This window comes from Novosphingobium sp. AP12, assembly GCF_000281975.1.
In the GTDB taxonomy this organism is placed as follows: Bacteria; Pseudomonadota; Alphaproteobacteria; order Sphingomonadales; family Sphingomonadaceae; genus Novosphingobium.
Genome location: NZ_AKKE01000172.1, coordinates 1 through 15,073, shown reverse-complemented (window position 1 = coordinate 15,073; position 15,073 = coordinate 1). Strand labels below are relative to the sequence as shown.

The 15,073-nt window shown below is 66.2% G+C and carries 16 protein-coding genes; 11 read left to right on the top strand and 5 right to left on the bottom strand.

The genetic code is table 11. From position 1 onward, the window contains the following. Positions 1–36: 36 nt before the first annotated feature. Positions 37–1,107 (bottom strand): COX15/CtaA family protein, encoded by a 1,071-nt coding sequence (locus tag PMI02_RS24130; protein WP_007687965.1) that lies wholly within the window; start codon positions 1,105–1,107, stop codon positions 37–39. A gap of 132 nt (positions 1,108–1,239) precedes the next feature. Here PMI02_RS24130 and PMI02_RS26675 point away from each other — a divergent pair, with 132 nt between their 5' ends. The 4 genes from PMI02_RS26675 (at position 1,240) to PMI02_RS24110 (ending at position 3,368) form a co-directional block, all read left to right on the top strand. Further along, the gene (locus tag PMI02_RS26675) at positions 1,240–1,611 is read left to right on the top strand and encodes a MerC domain-containing protein (RefSeq protein ID WP_007687963.1); all 372 of its coding nucleotides are present in this window, start codon (positions 1,240–1,242) and stop codon (positions 1,609–1,611) included. An 18-nt stretch (positions 1,612–1,629) separates the two neighbouring features. Further along, positions 1,630–1,842 (top strand): sulfur carrier protein ThiS, encoded by a 213-nt coding sequence (gene thiS / locus PMI02_RS28125; protein ID WP_007687961.1) that lies wholly within the window; start codon positions 1,630–1,632, stop codon positions 1,840–1,842. Positions 1,843–1,899: 57 nt separating this feature from the next. After that, positions 1,900–2,694 (top strand): bifunctional sulfur carrier protein/thiazole synthase protein, encoded by a 795-nt coding sequence (locus PMI02_RS24115; RefSeq protein WP_007687959.1) that lies wholly within the window; start codon positions 1,900–1,902, stop codon positions 2,692–2,694. Positions 2,695–2,840: 146 nt separating this feature from the next. Beyond that, positions 2,841–3,368 (top strand): hypothetical protein, encoded by a 528-nt coding sequence (locus tag PMI02_RS24110; protein ID WP_007687957.1) that lies wholly within the window; start codon positions 2,841–2,843, stop codon positions 3,366–3,368. A gap of 3 nt (positions 3,369–3,371) precedes the next feature. On the opposite strand, the gene PMI02_RS24105 is transcribed toward PMI02_RS24110, so the two are convergent. After that, positions 3,372–4,484, bottom strand: coding sequence for a putative zinc-binding metallopeptidase (locus tag PMI02_RS24105; protein ID WP_007687956.1), 1,113 nt, complete (start codon positions 4,482–4,484; stop codon positions 3,372–3,374). Positions 4,485–4,641: 157 nt separating this feature from the next. Between PMI02_RS24105 and PMI02_RS24100 the strand changes: the two genes are divergently transcribed. Then, positions 4,642–5,748, top strand: a complete 1,107-nt coding sequence (locus tag PMI02_RS24100) for a calcium:proton antiporter (protein ID WP_052025721.1) — start codon at positions 4,642–4,644, stop codon at positions 5,746–5,748. Between the two features lie 7 nt (positions 5,749–5,755). On the opposite strand, the gene PMI02_RS24095 is transcribed toward PMI02_RS24100, so the two are convergent. The 3 genes from PMI02_RS24095 to PMI02_RS24085 all read right to left on the bottom strand — a co-directional run bounded on the left by PMI02_RS24095 (position 5,756) and on the right by PMI02_RS24085 (position 10,447). Then, positions 5,756–7,576, bottom strand: a complete 1,821-nt coding sequence (locus PMI02_RS24095) for a long-chain fatty acid--CoA ligase (protein WP_007687954.1) — start codon at positions 7,574–7,576, stop codon at positions 5,756–5,758. 85 nt (positions 7,577–7,661) lie between these two features. Further along, entirely contained in the window at positions 7,662–9,377 is a 1,716-nt protein-coding gene (gene ggt, locus PMI02_RS24090) for a gamma-glutamyltransferase (protein ID WP_007687953.1), read from the bottom strand. Between the two features lie 11 nt (positions 9,378–9,388). After that, positions 9,389–10,447: a quinone-dependent dihydroorotate dehydrogenase gene (locus PMI02_RS24085; RefSeq protein WP_007687952.1), complete on the bottom strand. Its 1,059-nt coding sequence runs from the start codon at positions 10,445–10,447 to the stop codon at positions 9,389–9,391. Between the two features lie 426 nt (positions 10,448–10,873). Between PMI02_RS24085 and PMI02_RS24080 the strand changes: the two genes are divergently transcribed. The 6 genes from PMI02_RS24080 to PMI02_RS24055 all read left to right on the top strand — a co-directional run. Then, on the top strand, positions 10,874–11,326 hold the full coding sequence (locus PMI02_RS24080) for an Rrf2 family transcriptional regulator (RefSeq protein WP_007687951.1): 453 nt from the start codon (positions 10,874–10,876) through the stop codon (positions 11,324–11,326). A gap of 1 nt (position 11,327) precedes the next feature. Further along, on the top strand, positions 11,328–12,833 hold the full coding sequence (gene sufB / locus PMI02_RS24075; RefSeq protein WP_007687950.1) for a Fe-S cluster assembly protein SufB: 1,506 nt from the start codon (positions 11,328–11,330) through the stop codon (positions 12,831–12,833). Between the two features lie 44 nt (positions 12,834–12,877). Continuing rightward, positions 12,878–13,372 carry an endonuclease domain-containing protein gene (locus tag PMI02_RS24070; protein WP_007687947.1) on the top strand — a complete coding sequence of 165 codons (495 nt, stop codon included), beginning with the start codon at positions 12,878–12,880 and terminating at the stop codon, positions 13,370–13,372. A 7-nt stretch (positions 13,373–13,379) separates the two neighbouring features. After that, positions 13,380–14,132 (top strand): Fe-S cluster assembly ATPase SufC, encoded by a 753-nt coding sequence (gene sufC / locus PMI02_RS24065; RefSeq protein ID WP_036505343.1) that lies wholly within the window; start codon positions 13,380–13,382, stop codon positions 14,130–14,132. Further along, the gene (locus PMI02_RS24060) at positions 14,129–14,866 is read left to right on the top strand and encodes a SufD family Fe-S cluster assembly protein (RefSeq protein ID WP_007687943.1); all 738 of its coding nucleotides are present in this window, start codon (positions 14,129–14,131) and stop codon (positions 14,864–14,866) included. The genes sufC and PMI02_RS24060 overlap by 4 nt, the downstream gene beginning before the upstream one ends. Further along, positions 14,863–15,073: aminotransferase class V-fold PLP-dependent enzyme (locus tag PMI02_RS24055; protein WP_007687941.1), on the top strand; the 211-nt coding region annotated here is incomplete at its 3' end. The genes PMI02_RS24060 and PMI02_RS24055, both read left to right, overlap by 4 nt.

Genomic DNA, 15,073 nt, shown 5'->3' with positions numbered 1-15,073 from the left:
CGGGAGGTAAAATAATACCGCCCCGACTTTTCCCGCTCAGGTGCGGCGTCCCAGCGAGTGGGCGCCCCACACGGTCGCTGCCACCAGCAGCGCGCCGCAGAGCTGGTGCGCCACCGCGATCCACAGCGTCACGCCCGACCAGACGGTGAAGATGCCGAGCAGCACCTGCGTCCCGAAGGCGGCATGAACCGCGACCGAGACCATCCGGTAATGCTTGGCCTTGAGCCTGCGGCCCATCACGATCAGCACCGCGACCACGGCCCAGGCCCACCAGCGGTGGACGAAGTGCGTGAGGTAGGGGTCGTTCACCAAAGCATGCAGCGCGCCCTTCGCCCACTCGACCCCGTCCGGGAAGAAGCTGCCCTGCATCAGCGGCCAGGCGTCCCAGTTCAGCCAGCCGCCGCCCGCGACCACGCCCGAGCGCAGCCCTGCGACCATCGCGCCCATGAACAGCTGCACCGCCAGCATACCCAGCGCCAGCGCGCCGAAGCCCGTCAGCCGCGCCCGGGGCTCACCCTTGCCGAGCGCCCGAAGGTCGAGTGCGGTCCAGACGAGGCCGCCCAGCGTGAACAGTGCCACCAGCAGGTGGGCGGCAAGTCGGAAGTGGCTCACCCGGTCGAGCGCCTCGGCGCTGAGGCCGGAGGAGACCATCCACCAGCCGACCACGCCCTGCAGGCCGCCCAGCGCCAGCAGCGCCAGCAGCCGGTGCTTGTAGCCGCCGGGGATCGTCCGCTTGTACCAGAACCACGCCAGCGGCACCGCGAAGACCAGGCCGATCACGCGAGCGAGCAGGCGGTGGACCCACTCCCAGAAGTAGATGAACTTGTACTGCGCCAGCGTCATCCCCGCCGGCCCGTTGACCTCGAGATACTGCGGGATGCGCTTGTATCCGGCGAACTCGGCCTGCCACTGCGCGTCGGTGAGAGGCGGGATCGCGCCGGTCAGCGGCTTCCACTGGGTGATGGAAAGGCCCGACTCGGTCAGACGGGTGATCCCGCCGACGACCACGATCAGCACCACCAGAACGGCAACGGTGAGCAGCCAGCGCACCATCGGGGCGATATCGTCACTCGTCCCGATGATCGGGCGGCCGTCGTTCACTCTCATGCGTCGAATTCTTTTTTCATGGCGCGTTCCTCTGCGTTTCCGCGGAGATTTGCGCAAGACCCACGTAGACGGGACGTGTCATCGCACTGCTGGGGGTTGATTGATGATACAACATTACATATCTGCCCTCGCATGCGCACTGCCATCATCGCGATTCGAAACCGCCTCGACCGTGTCGGGATCATTCTGAGCGGCCTATGTGCGGTTCATTGCGTGTTAGGTGTCGTTCTGGTCGGGGTACTGGGACTTGGCGGCGAAGTACTGCTTTCGCCCGAAATCCACCGCATCGGGCTCGCCATGGCGCTGGGAATCGGCGTTGCATCGCTCGGTTTCGGGGTTCTTCGCCATGGCCGGATCGCACCCCTCGTCATCGGCGGATTCGGTCTCGCCCTGATGGCGGCGGCGCTGTTCGTCGGGCATGGAACGCCCGAGGCCGTGCTCACCATCCTGGGCGTCGGCCTCGTCGCCTTCGCACACATTCGGAACTTGCACGCCGCCTGCTGAGCGCTATTGCCCGGCGGCATGGCTGACGAACTCCTGCTTACCGTCAACGGCGAACCTCGCCGCATCGCGCCCGGCTCCAGCATCGCCGACCTCGTGGCGAGCCTCGGCCTCGACCCCAAGAAGGTCGCCGTGGAGCGCAATGCCGAGATCGCGCCGCGCTCGACGCTTGCCGAGGTGATCCTCGCCGATGGCGACGTGCTGGAGATCGTCCACTTCGTGGGCGGCGGCTGACCGTACTTTAGCCCGCCCGAACCCCAGCAAGTACCGCTCCCCGAAAGGACGCGCTTCGTGACCGACACCACCGCCGCCAACCCCGCCGATACCTGGACCGTCGCCGGTCGTACCTTCACCTCGCGCCTGATCGTGGGCACGGGCAAGTACAAGGACTTCGAGCAGAACGCGGCGGCGGTAGAGGCTTCGGGCGCGGAGATCGTCACCGTGGCGGTGCGCAGGGTCAACGTATCGGACCGCAACGCGCCGATGCTGACCGACTTCATCGATCCAAAGAAAATCACCTACCTGCCCAACACCGCCGGCTGCTTCACCGCCGACGACGCCATCCGCACCCTGCGCCTGGCGCGGGAGGCGGGCGGCTGGGACCTCGTTAAGCTCGAAGTGCTGGGCGAGGCGCGCACGCTCTACCCGGACATGCGCGAGACGCTCAAGGCCACCGAGATCCTTGCCAAGGAGGGCTTCCTGCCGATGGTCTACTGCGTCGACGACCCGATCGCAGCGAAGCAGCTCGAGGAAGTCGGCGCCGTGGCGGTGATGCCGCTGGGCGCCCCGATCGGCTCGGGGCTCGGCATCCAGAACAAGGTGACCATCCGCCTCATCGTCGAGGGTGCGAAAGTGCCGGTTCTGGTCGATGCAGGCGTGGGCACAGCCTCGGAAGCGGCGGTCGCCATGGAACTGGGCTGCGACGGCGTGCTGATGAACACCGCTATCGCCGAGGCCAGGGACCCGATCCGCATGGCCCGCGCGATGAAGCTAGCGGTCATGGCCGGGCGCGACGCCTACCTCGCCGGCCGCATGAAGACCCGCCGCTACGCCGACCCGTCGAGCCCGCTCGCCGGCCTCATCTGACGAGCAGACTACCACCCGTTCTTCCGCCGACCATTTCCAACCGCCTCGGTGTACAAACGATTGTGCGGTAAATCGTATGGAAAGGAAGCCAGTGATTAACTGCCGTTCGTGCAGGGATTGGCCCTTGCCGCACGGAACCACGCTTCATGGACCATGCAGGTACGACAAGTCTGACGATCGGCGAACTGCGCGAGTTCGCCGGCTTCACTTCATGCGAACAGCGCTACATCCGCCGCAGCCTCGATATCGGCCTGGGCCGACGAGACGCTCTCGCCCTTTGGGCACGCGACGATGACGAGCGCGCCTCGATTCGCGGGCAATACTTCGCTTATCGCGAGCTCACGTTCCTGCGCGCCATGCATCCTGACGACATCGGCCTGATCGACGTAGAGCCGTTCATGGGTAAGCTTCTTAGCATGGCCGTTTACGACCTGTCGCAAGACCGCCTGCTCAGCTTCTCCGCTTTTCGCTTTCTCTACGAGCGCCTGCTCGGCGCCTGGGCGCGGCCATGGCTTCCTGGCGCTTTCTGCGGTGCTGCTGCGCTTCCGCAGATCGAGCCGGAGCGGCGCCGCACGCTCCTCCACTCGATCAGCGAAGCAGCCGCAACCGCGCCTGCCTGGTCCGACCGCGAGCCCAGCTTCTATCCCGATTTCATCGAAAAAGAAGCCGCCTGACCCTCAGGCCACCACCGCGGCCGCCGCCTTCTGCCCTTCCCGCGTCTTCGCGACCAGGTTTTGGACGTAGTCCAGCTTGACCACGATCGCGTCGGACAGGTGGAAGGGGTAGAGATCGGGCAGGCCCATCGAGCGGTTGATCGCGTTCACCGCGAAGGACAGCGGCGCCATCGCATCGGCCAGCGCCTGCGTGTCGGCTGTGTAGGGGTTGAAATCCAGTTCGACCTCCAATCCTTCCGCCTCCCCCGGCAGCGCAGCGAGGCTGAGGTCGAACCCGCCCGCCGCCGCCAGCACGTCGACGATGTGGAGATAGTGCGCAAAGGTCTCCGCAAAGTCTTCCCACGGATGCGAAGTGGCATAGAAGCTGACAAAAGCGTCGGTCCAGACCTTCGAGCCATCGTCTGCGTAGTGGGCCTGGAGGCTCTGCTGGTAGTCCGCGCGCTCGTCACCGAAAACCTTGCGGAACGCCTCCAGTTCGAATGGGTCGGTCTCGACCAGCCGCGACCAGTAGTGATGGCCGACTTCGTGCCGGAAATGCCCAAGAAGCGTTCGGTACGGCTCGCCCATGGCGTGGCGCATGCGCTCGCGCTCGGCGTCGTCGGCCTCGATCAGGTTGAGGGTTATGAGGCCGCCGTCGTGCCCGGTGGTGATCTTGGGCGTGCCGGCGCGCTCGGCGGCCGCGTCGTAAAGGAAATCGAAGGCGAGGCCCTGACCGCTTTTGCCAGCGGCCTCTTCCGCCTTGGTCTCCAGCGGCAGGCCGAGCTTTATCAGGGAGTGGAACAGCCGCCGCTTGGCTGCCTCGATCTTGGCCCAGCGCGGCGGGACCGAAGGCTCCGAAAGGTCCGGGATCGTGCGGTTGTGGCGGCAGGCTCGGCACATCTTCGTCGTGTCGTCGGCGGCGACCAACCAGTTGCAGATCTGGTATGCGTTGTTGTTGGCGCAGACCACGACTTTAGCCGTGGCGCCCTTGGCATCGCGCCAGACCGTCGCCTTGTCCGCTAGGAAACGGAAGGCGTCCACCGCCGGGTCGTAGCCGAGCGTCGCCTTGCAACCGGGACAGACCCGGACCTCGAAGTGGTTGAGGCGGCGGCAGTTGGGGCAGGCGAAGGCGCGCATGGCTCTGGGGATTCCCGTGAGAGGTATTCGTGCGCACACAACGCCGAACAAGCCTACGCGTTTCCACAATACGACGATCAATTGCCCTTCATGCACAAAATCGCAACAACCGATGCCGCGCTATGGCCCTTCGGGGCCGCATCCCTATAGTCAGGTGATGACCCCATCCCCCCAGATCGCCGAGCCTGCCCGCTTCCCGACTTTCGGCCTCGCGCCGTGGTCGATCGCAGTGCCCCTGCTGGCGCTCGCCGCGCTGGCGCTGGGCAAGCCGAGCGGCGTCGCGCTGGTTGTGGTCGTCGCGCTGGTGCTCTGCGGTGCGATCGTGGCGGCGGTCTATCACGCCGAGGTGCTCGCCCACTATCTCGGTGAGCCGTTCGGTACGCTTCTCCTGGCCTTCGCGGTGACGGTGATCGAGACCTCGCTGATCGTCTCGATCATGCTGAGCGAGGGCAGCGGCGCGCAGGCGCTGGCGCGCGATACGTTGATCGCAGCGATCATGATCACCATCAACGGCATCATCGGCGTATGCCTGCTCGTCGGCGGCGGCCGGCACCACGAACAGAGCTACACGCAGAGCGGTGTAACCCACGGCCTGTCGATGCTGGCGACGCTCTCGGTCGTCACACTGGCGCTGCCGAACTTCACCACCAGCCAGAGCGGTGCTTTCTATTCCAGCGCACAGCTGATCTTCGTCGCGATCATCTCACTGATCATCTACGGCACTTTCGTGGTCGCCCAGACCATGCGCCACCGCGACCATTTCCTCCACCCGGAGGAAAGCGACCGCGCGCACGAGGCGCCCGTACCCCGTGCCCGGGCCGCGGCCTCGGCCGTCCTGCTCGCCTTCGCGCTGGTTGCAGTGGTCCTGCTCGCCAAGACGCTGTCGCCTTCGATCGAGGCGGGGGTGGCCGCGGTCGGCGCTCCCAAGGCGATGGTCGGCATCATCATCGCCGCGCTGGTGCTGGCGCCCGAAGGCTTCGCCGCCGTCCGCGCAGCCCGGGCGAACCGGGTCCAGACCAGCCTCAACCTCGCGATAGGTTCGGCCTTGGCGACGATCGGCCTGACCATCCCGGCCGTGGTGCTGACGGCGCTGGCGACCGGACTGGACCTCGAACTCGGCCTGTCGGCGCGCGGGATCGTTATGCTCGCCCTGACGCTGCTGGTGGCCTCCATGACGCTGGGTACGGGGCGTACCACCGTGGTCCAGGGTACCATCCACCTGGTGATCTTCGCCACCTACCTGTTCACCACGCTGGTGCCCTGAGGACCCTCTACACCTTGTAGAGCCCGTCCATCCGCGCGCCGTAGCGATCCTTGAGCTTATGGCGACGGATCTTGAGACTGGGCGTCATCTCCTCGTTCTCGATCGAGAACGGCTCGTCGGCGAAGGCGAACTGGCGGACCTTTTCGATCACCGAGAGGTCGGCGTTGACCCGGTCGATCGCGGCGCGGATCGCGGTGCGGAAGGCGGGAAGGTCCTGCAGCTTGCGAAAATCGAAATGCTCGCCGTTGTCGCGCGCCCATTCGAAGGCCCAGTCGGCATCGGGGACGACGAGCCCGACGATGTAGGGCCGCCGATCGCCCGAGACCATCGCCTGCGCAATCTCGGGCTGGAGCGTGAGCATCGATTCGATCTTCTGGGGCGAGACGTTGTCGCCCTTGTCGTTGACGATCATGTCCTTCTTGCGGTCGGTGATGGCGATGCGGCCCTTGCCGTCGAAGTGGCCGATGTCTCCGGTGTGGAGCCAGCCGTCCTTCAGGACGTTGGAACTGGCGGCCTCGTTCTGCCAGTAGCCGGCCATCACCAGCTCTCCGCGCACGAGGATCTCACCGTCCTCGGCGATGCGGACCTCGGCTCCGCGCAGCGGAGGGCCGACGGTGTCGAACTTCACCCCGGCAGCCGGACGGTTGCAGCTGATGATGGGACCCGCCTCGGTCTGGCCGTAGCCTTGCAGCAGCGTCAGCCCCATCGCGTCGAAGAACACGCCGATCTCGGGATTGAGCGGCGCCCCGCCCGAAACCAGCGCCTTGATCCGCCCGCCGAAGCGCGCGCGGACCTTGGGGCGCAGCGTGCGCTCGATCAGCATGTTCAGTGGATAATCCGTCAGCCGCCGCTTGCCGGACTGCTGGCGCAGGCCCCCGGCGACCGCCCAGTCCATCAGCCGTTCGGCGACAGCGCCCTGCTTCTCGATCTGGCGCATGATGCGCGTGCGCAGAACCTCGAACAGGCGCGGCACCACGACCATGACGGTGGGGCGCACTTCCTCGATATTCGCGGCCAGCTTGTCGAGGCCCTCGGAGTAGTAGATCTCGCCGCCCAGCCCGATCGGCAGAAGCTGGCCGCCAGTATGCTCATATGCATGGCTCAGCGGGAGGAACGACAGGAATATCTCGCGCTTCTCAGGGCCTTGGTCCCAGCCGAAGTCCTGGTCGATGACCTCGGCCGCGCCTGCCACGTTGGACAGCAGCATGCCGTGATGCTGGCGCACCCCGCGCGGGGCGCCGCCGGTGCCGCTGGTGTAGATGATGCAGGCCAGATCCTCGCGCCCGACCGCGGCCATGCGTGCATCGACCTCAAGACGCGCCGAGGCGGCGTCGCCGCCTTCGAGCAGTTCGTCCCACAAGTGCGTTTCGTAGGCCCCGCCCTGCATCGGCACGAGCGGTTCGAGTCCGATGACGTGCCGGCACATGTCGGTCTGGACGATGGCGGGCAGCAGTGCCTTGCCCAGCTTGGCGGTCGAGACAATCGCGGCGCGGGCGCCTGAATTCTCGAGGATGTGGATGTGGTCGCGCGTGGTGTTGGTGGTATAGGTCGGCACGGTCACGCAGCCCGCCGCCATGATCGCAAGGTCGGCGATGCACCATTCGGGCCGGTTCTCGGCTACGATCAGCACCCGCTCTCCGGGGTTCAGGCCCAGACGGCGCAGCGAGGCGGCGAGCAGGCTCACGCGCCGCGCGGCCTCGGCCCAGCTGATCGCGGTCCACTGCCCGCCCTGCTTGGCCCGGAGCATCGGCGCTTCGCCCAGCGCATCGGCGCGGGCCAGGAACAGCGAGACGACGTTCGCGCTCCTGTCGAAGTCGGCAATTTCCATGGCGTCCCGTAATCCTCTCAGCGTTCTGTTTGGACCAACGTCTAGGGCCGCTTTCGGGTTGCGACAACGGGTTTGCGGATAACCCCTATTGCGCCACTGCGACACCCTCAGATCGGGGGTCGCCGTCGCCGACAAGGTGGCCATCTACGACCATGACAGCGTTGGTCTTGAGCGGCATTTCGGCGACTTTCACGGCGTGGCCGAGCGCGGTGAGTGCGGGGATCATGGCCTCCAGCTTCGATCCTTTCTCGACGTTGACGGTGTCGGCGGGCGAGTACAGGACCGGCAGCGCCAGCGCCTTGTCGACCGGCAACTTCCAGTCGAGCACGCCGATCAGGGCGCGCGTGACCTGAACCGGGATGGTCGCGCCGCCCGCTGCACCCACCACGAACAGCAGCTTGCCGTCAGGGCCGTAGACCAGCGTCGGCGCCATCGAACTGCGCGGCCGCTTCCCGCCCTGCACGCGGTTGGCGACGATGGCGCCGTCCTTCTCGGGCACGAAGCTGAAGTCGGTAAGCTCGTTGTTAAGGTAGAAGCCCCCGACCATGATGCCCGATCCGAACGCGCTCTCGATGGTATTGGTCCACGAGGCGGCATTGCCCTGTCTGTCGATCACGACGAAGTGCGAGGTGCCGTGCTCCTCGGGGCCCTCGCCGCGCGCCAACTGGGGTGCAGGCAGGCCGGCGACGACCTTGGTCATGGTGCGATCCGCCAAGATCAACGCGCCCCGGCGGCGCAGATAGGCGGGGTCGAGCAGGGCATCGACCGGCACCGGCACGAAGTCCGGATCGCCGAGGAACAGCTCGCGGTCGGCATAGGCCAGCCGCTGCGATTCGGCGATGAGGTGCCAGGCGGCGGGGGAATCAGGGCCGAGCGCGCTGAGGTCGAAGCCCTCCAACTGCACCAGCGTCGCCAGTACCGTGGTCGCGCCGGAGGACGGCGGTCCCATGCTGCAGATCTTGTAGACCCGGTACTTCGCGCAGACGCCGGGGCGCTGCTTTGCGTCGAAGCCGGCGACGTCCGCCTCGGTCATCTTGCCGTCCGCTGGCGTTTCCGCGGCGACCTTGGTGGCTATCTCGCGGGCCAGTTCGCCCTTGTAGAAGCCGTCCGGACCCTTGGCCGCCAGCATTTCCATCGTGCTCGCGAGTTCGGGGTTGCGGATCGTGGTGCCGATCGGCAGCGCCTGACCGTCCGCGCCGTAGTAGATCGCGCGGGCCTCGGGATCGTGCGCGCCGGTTTCCGCCGAGCGAGCGAGCGAATCGTGGCCTCGCCTGGACAGCACGAAACCATCGCGAGCGAGCTTGATCGCGGGCTGGAACAGCGCGGCCCAAGACAATGTGCCGTGCGCGGCGTGGGCCTTGGCGGCGAGCGCGATGGCGCCGGGCACGCCGACACTGCGGCCACCGACGACGGCTGTGCGGAACGGCAGCGGCTGGCCAGAGGCGTCGACGAAGCGCGAAGGCGTAGCGGCCTGGGGCGCGGTTTCGCGGCCGTCCCACGATTCGACATTGCCTGCCTCATCCGCCAGCAGCAGGAACCCGCCGCCGCCGATGCCCGAACTCTGCGGCTCGACCACGGTAAGCGCGAGCATCGTCGCGATCGCGGCATCGGTAGCGCTGCCGCCCTGCCGCAGGATCTGCGCGCCGGCCTCCGCCGCGCGCGGATCGGCTGCACTGACCATGCCAGCGTCGAACACTGCGGGAGCCGGGGCAATCTTGGCTGGAAGGGTGGAGGTGGCGGCGCAGCCGGCAACCGTCAGGGCGAACGGGGCGAGCAACCCCAAGGTCAGGCTTCTGGACATCGAGAAACTGGTTATTCGGTTCCCACCGCGTCCGCAATCGATGCGAAGCCGTCGCGCTTCATCAATTCGCTCAGGCCCTTGCAGATGACGCGCGCAATAGTCGGTCCTTCGTAGACCATGGCACTGTAGAGCTGCACAAGGCTGGCGCCCGCTCGGATACGGGCCCAGGCGTCCTGCGCCGTGGCGATCCCGCCCACCCCAACGAGCGGCACGGCCCCGCCGGTCGCCTTGCGAAAATCGCGGAGGCGCTGCTGGGCGAGATCGCGCAGGGGCGCGCCCGACAGCCCGCCGGTCTCGCCTCCGTGCACCGAAACAAGGGTCGGACGCGATATCGTGGTATTCGAGACGATCAGCGCGCCGAGCCCCTTGTCGATGGCGATGCGCGCAATTGCGTCGATGTCGGCCGGTTCGAGGTCCGGCGCGACCTTCAGGAAAACCGGAGGACGTTTTCCCTCGGGGCAGGCGGCGTCGCGTGCTTCGATCACTGCATCGAGCAACCCGGTCAGCGCCGATTCGTCCTGCAAGGCACGCAGGCCCGGCGTGTTGGGGCTGGAGATGTTGACCGCGAGGTAGTTCGCCAGCGGCGCCATCAGCCTTGCCATGATGGCATAGTCCGCCACGCGATCGTTCGAATCCTTGTTCGCGCCGATGTTGATGCCGAGCACGCCGGGCTTTCCGAGCCGCGCCTCCAGACGGTCTACCGCCGCCTGCGCGCCGCCGTTGTTGAAACCCATGCGATTAATGACGGCGCGGTCCTCTACCAGCCGGAACAGGCGAGGCCGGGCGTTTCCCGACTGCGGGAGCGGCGTGATCGAGCCGACTTCCGCGAAGCCGAAACCCATGCCCAGCAAGGCGTCGGGCACTTCGCCGTCCTTGTCGAACCCGGCGGCCATGCCAACCGGATTGGGAAAAGCGAGGCCTGCCACCTGCGTCGCCAAAGCGGCCGGGCAGGTCGGCGCCCGTTTGGGTGCGGCGAGCTTCATCGCACGCAGCGCGAGGCCATGGGCCTGCTCGGCTTCGAGTCGGAAAAGGGCGGGTCTAATCAGGGAGTACAACACGTCCCGGCGCATAACGGCACACAGGGTGTTGCTCAAACGCTTCTTATCGCTGCGCGTGCGAGATGAAAAACCCCGTTAGGCCTTTCCACGGAGGGCGGCATGTCGCGTTTATACAATAAATCGCCCGGGTCGGGGCATACATGAGACCTGCGACCCGAAGGGCTCGTAGCGGGATGCGCTCGAGTTCTTTATTACCTTGATGGCGGCTGCCGGTTTCGACCGACAGCCGCCTTTTTTCATTGGAGACTACGCGGCGGTCCGTTGACGCAAGCGGAAATCTGCGGTTTGCGACTCTTTTGAGACAGGCTATGGGCTGGCGCCGCATGCATTCGTGTCGGCACGGAACGCACCAAACGCCCATTGAAACCGCGCGCCTCCTGCACTAGGTGAAATCGGAATAAATCGCTCCGATTTAGCTTCGGGTCTGGAAACACGACGATGCGCCTGTCCAGCATGGCCGACTATGCCGTGATCATAATGTCCGCCGCAGCGCGGCACTGCGGGACCTGCGCGCTCATCGAGCAGGCGGGCGGCCCGCCGATTCGGAGCCGTGCGCGGGTGTCGGCGGCGCAGCTGGCGGAAGAAACGGGCCTGCCGGTCCCGACCGTGCAGAAGCTGGTGAGCAAGCTCACCGCCGCCGGGCTCATGCGCTCGTCACGAGGCGTGGGCGGCGGGCTCAAGCTGGCCCGCCCACCGGCAACGATTTCGCTTGCCGACATCGTCGAGGCGGTAGAAGGGCCCATCGCCCTCACCTCCTGCCTCGATCGCGTGAAAAGCGACTGCACGCTGGAGGAAGGCTGCAACGTGAAGGGCCATTGGCCGCAGGTGAACGCTGCCGTGCGCGGCGCACTCGCCCAGGTGGTGCTGACCCAGCTCGTCGAGGAAGTTTGAGATGACCGAGGAAACGACACGCATGGCCGAACGCGATGCCCCCCTTCGCGACCAGGCCGCCCATGACGCTGCCGCCCGCGTGGCAGACTACGAGCATGGCTGGTCCTCCGACATCGAGCAGGAATACGGCCCGAAGGGCCTCTCGGAAGAGACCATCCGTTTCATCTCCGGCAAGAAGGATGAGCCGCAGTGGATGCTCGACTGGCGCCTTAAGGCTTATGCCCGCTGGCTGGAGATGACCCCGCCGGACTGGGCCAAGCTCAACGTGCCGCCGATCGACTACCAGGAATGCTACTACTGGGCCGCTCCCAAGAAGAAGGATCTGCTCGGCAGCCTCGACGAGGTCGATCCCGAGATCCTGCGCGTCTACGAAAAGCTGGGTATTCCGCTGGAGGAGCAGAAGGTGCTCGCCGGCGTCGAGGGCGCGCGCAAGATCGCGGTCGATGCCGTGTTCGATTCGGTTTCGGTCGCCACCACCTTCCGCAAGGAACTGGAGCAGGCCGGCGTCATCTTCCGCTCGATCTCCGAGGCGATTCGCGAATTTCCCGAGCTGGTGAAGAAGTGGCTCGGCCGCGTCGTGCCGGTGCAGGACAACTACTTTGCTGCGCTGAACTGCGCGGTCTTCTCGGACGGCACCTTCGTCTACATTCCCGAGGGCGTGCGCTGCCCGATGGAATTGAGCACCTATTTCCGCATAAATGCGGAGAACACAGGCCAGTTCGAGCGCACGCTCATCATCGCCGAGAAGGGTAGCTACGTCTCATATCTTGAGGGCTGCACCGCCCCCATGCGCGACGAGAACCAGCTCCACGCCGCCGTGGTCGAGCTGGTCGCGATGGAAGATGCCGAGATCAAGTACTCGACCGTGCAGAACTGGTATCCCGGCAACGCCGAGGGCAAGGGCGGCATCTACAACTTCGTGACCAAGCGCGGCCTGTGCCAAGGCGCGCGCAGCAAGATCAGCTGGACTCAGGTGGAAACCGGTTCCGCGATCACCTGGAAATACCCCTCTTGTGTCCTCAATGGCGAGGATTCGGTCGGCGAGTTCTACTCGGTCGCCGTCACCAACAACTACCAGCAGGCCGATACCGGCACCAAGATGATCCACAACGGCAAGGGCAGCCGCTCGACGATCATCTCCAAGGGCATTTCAGCCGGCAAGTCGAACAACACCTACCGCGGCCTCGTACGTGTCGCCGCCAACGCGGACGGCGTGCGCAACTTCACCCAGTGCGATTCGCTGCTGCTCGGCAAGGAGTGCGGCGCGCATACGGTCCCCTACATCGAGGTGCGCAACCCCACCGCGCAGATCGAGCATGAGGCGACCACCAGCAAGATCAGCGACGACCAGCTGTTCTACGCGCAGCAGCGCGGCCTCGACACCGAGAGCGCGGTGGCGCTGATCGTCAACGGCTTCGCCAAGGAAGTGCTGCAGCAGCTTCCCATGGAGTTCGCCGTCGAGGCCCAGAAACTGCTCGGAATTTCGCTGGAAGGGAGCGTGGGCTGACCGCCTGCCCCGACCAAACTTATAGATGACGAAGGACGTAATCCATGACCGCCGCCCGTAAAACCCTGGGCATCAGCCGCGCCGAGAGCGGCCCCAAGGCCGACGTGAAGGCCACCTTCGCGGTGACTGGCGCGCGCCTCGAAACGCTCAAGGAGCGCGCCAAGGAACAGCGCCGCAACCCGACCGAGGCGCAGAAGGCGCTATGGGCGCAACTGGGCGGCTCCCGGCTGGGCGGCGTGAAGTTCATCCGCCAGTCGATCGTCGGCTCGGCGATCGTCGACTTCGCCTGCCCCTCGCGCTGGATCGTGATCCAGCTCAGCGCCGAGGACTCCAACCCGGACGTTACGGAACTGCAGGACCGTAAGCTAACCGAAGTCGGCATCCGCGTGCTGCGCTTCTCCGAAGACGAAGTGGTCGCCAACGTCGACGCGGTGATCCGCGAGATCAACGTCGAACTGGCGGTGCCGTTCGACAAGCGCAGCGCGCGCAGGAAGTCCGCCGCGCCCGCCCCCGGCAATTACATGAGCGACGAAGGCTGAGATGACCATGCTCACGATCACCAACCTCCAGGCGACCGTCGCCGACAAGCCGATCCTCAAGGGTCTCTCGCTCACCATCAATCCGGGCGAAATCCATGCGATCATGGGTCCCAACGGCGCGGGCAAGTCGACGCTGGGCTACACGCTCGGCGGCAGGCCCGGCTATGAGGTTACCGGCGGTTCGGTCGATTTCGACGGCCAGGACCTGCTCGAACTCGAACCCTACGAGCGCGCCGCTGCCGGCCTGTTCCTGGGCTTCCAATACCCGGTCGAGATTCCCGGCGTCTCCTTCGTCCAGTTCCTGCGCGAGGCAGCCAACGCCCAGCGCAAGGGCCGGGGCGAGGAGCCGCTGTCGGGCGGCGAGTTCCTGAAACTCGCGCGCGAGAAGGCGGGCCTGCTGCGCATGGACATGGACATGCTCAAGCGCCCGGTGAACGTCGGTTTCTCCGGCGGCGAGAAGAAGCGCGCCGAGATGGTGCAGATGGGGATCCTGAACCCCAAGCTGGCGATCCTCGACGAGACCGACTCCGGCCTCGACATCGACGCGCTGCGCATCTGCGGCGAGGGCATCAACGCGATCATGCGTAGCGTAGACAAGGCGGTGCTGCTCATCACCCACTACCAGCGTCTGCTCGACTACGTGAAGCCCGACTTCGTCCACGTCCTCGCGGGTGGCCGCATCGTCAAGACCGGCGGCGCCGACCTCGCCCTGCGGCTTGAGGAAGAGGGCTACGAAGCGGTGGTGCAGGAGACGGCATGAACGTCGAACTGACCCTGCCCAGCCGTAAGCACGAGGATTTCCGGTACTCGGATATCGAGGCCCTGCGCGGTCTCTGGCCGATCCTGCCCGAGGAGATCGATGTCGCTGATGGCGAGGAAGCCTCGCACCAGATCGTCGAGACCGGCGCCGACGCAGTCGCGCGCCAGTTGACGATCACGCTCGGCAAGGGCGCGAAGTTCGACCTGCGCGTGCTGACCGCCGGCCCTGCCTTCGGTCGCATTGCCGTGGACGTGCGGCTTGGCGAAGGCGCCGACTTCACGCTCGGCGCGGCGCAGCTGGCGACAGGTTCGGAGACGCTGGAGATCGTCACCGAAGTCACCCACACCGCGCTCAACGCCACCTCTGCGCAGATCATTCGCACGGTGCTGGCGGGCCATTCGACCGGCACTTACCTCGGCCGCATCGCGGTGGAGCGCGGCGCGGAAGGCACCGACGCCGAACAGTCGGTTCGCGCCATGCTGCTCGATCGCACGGCGACCGCAAATGCGCGTCCCGAGCTGGAAATCTACGCCGACGACGTCAAGGCCGCGCACGGCTGCGCGGTGGGCGAACTCGACGCCAACGGACTGTTCTACCTGATGAGCCGCGGACTCACGCCGCCGCAGGCCAAGCGCCTGATGCTTCAGGCCTTCATCGCCGAAGCCTTCACCGGCGCGGCCGGCGAAGAGGCGCTGAGCGAAGCGGCGATCGCGCGACTGGAGGCTATCCTGTGACCCTGCAAACCGCAGAACTCGTCGTGAAGGACCAGTTCCCCGGGCTCGCCGGAGACTGGCACTACCTCGACACCGCGGCCACGGCGCAGAAGCCGCTGGCCGTGATCGACGCCACCGTGCGCGCGATGGGCGCGGACTACGCCACCGTCCACCGCGGCGTCTACGCCCGCTCGGCCGACATGACGCTGGCGTTCGAGGCGGCCCGCC

Excerpts from the sequence above, each read along its gene's own strand:
- PMI02_RS26675 (WP_007687963.1), top strand. The coding sequence starts at position 1,240 with ATGCGCACTGCCATCATCGCGATTCGAAACCGCCTCGACCGTGTCGGG.
- PMI02_RS24095 (WP_007687954.1), bottom strand. The coding sequence starts at position 7,576 with ATGGAAATTGCCGACTTCGACAGGAGCGCGAACGTCGTCTCGCTGTTC.
- PMI02_RS24105 (WP_007687956.1), bottom strand. The coding sequence starts at position 4,484 with ATGCGCGCCTTCGCCTGCCCCAACTGCCGCCGCCTCAACCACTTCGAG.
- PMI02_RS24110 (WP_007687957.1), top strand. The coding sequence starts at position 2,841 with ATGGACCATGCAGGTACGACAAGTCTGACGATCGGCGAACTGCGCGAG.
- PMI02_RS24080 (WP_007687951.1), top strand. The coding sequence starts at position 10,874 with ATGCGCCTGTCCAGCATGGCCGACTATGCCGTGATCATAATGTCCGCC.
- sufC (WP_036505343.1), top strand. The coding sequence starts at position 13,380 with ATGCTCACGATCACCAACCTCCAGGCGACCGTCGCCGACAAGCCGATC.
- sufB (WP_007687950.1), top strand. The coding sequence starts at position 11,328 with ATGACCGAGGAAACGACACGCATGGCCGAACGCGATGCCCCCCTTCGC.
- ggt (WP_007687953.1), bottom strand. The coding sequence starts at position 9,377 with ATGTCCAGAAGCCTGACCTTGGGGTTGCTCGCCCCGTTCGCCCTGACG.
- PMI02_RS24100 (WP_052025721.1), top strand. The coding sequence starts at position 4,642 with ATGACCCCATCCCCCCAGATCGCCGAGCCTGCCCGCTTCCCGACTTTC.
- PMI02_RS24085 (WP_007687952.1), bottom strand. The coding sequence starts at position 10,447 with ATGCGCCGGGACGTGTTGTACTCCCTGATTAGACCCGCCCTTTTCCGA.
- PMI02_RS24060 (WP_007687943.1), top strand. The coding sequence starts at position 14,129 with ATGAACGTCGAACTGACCCTGCCCAGCCGTAAGCACGAGGATTTCCGG.
- PMI02_RS24070 (WP_007687947.1), top strand. The coding sequence starts at position 12,878 with ATGACCGCCGCCCGTAAAACCCTGGGCATCAGCCGCGCCGAGAGCGGC.
- thiS (WP_007687961.1), top strand. The coding sequence starts at position 1,630 with ATGGCTGACGAACTCCTGCTTACCGTCAACGGCGAACCTCGCCGCATC.
- PMI02_RS24130 (WP_007687965.1), bottom strand. The coding sequence starts at position 1,107 with ATGAGAGTGAACGACGGCCGCCCGATCATCGGGACGAGTGACGATATC.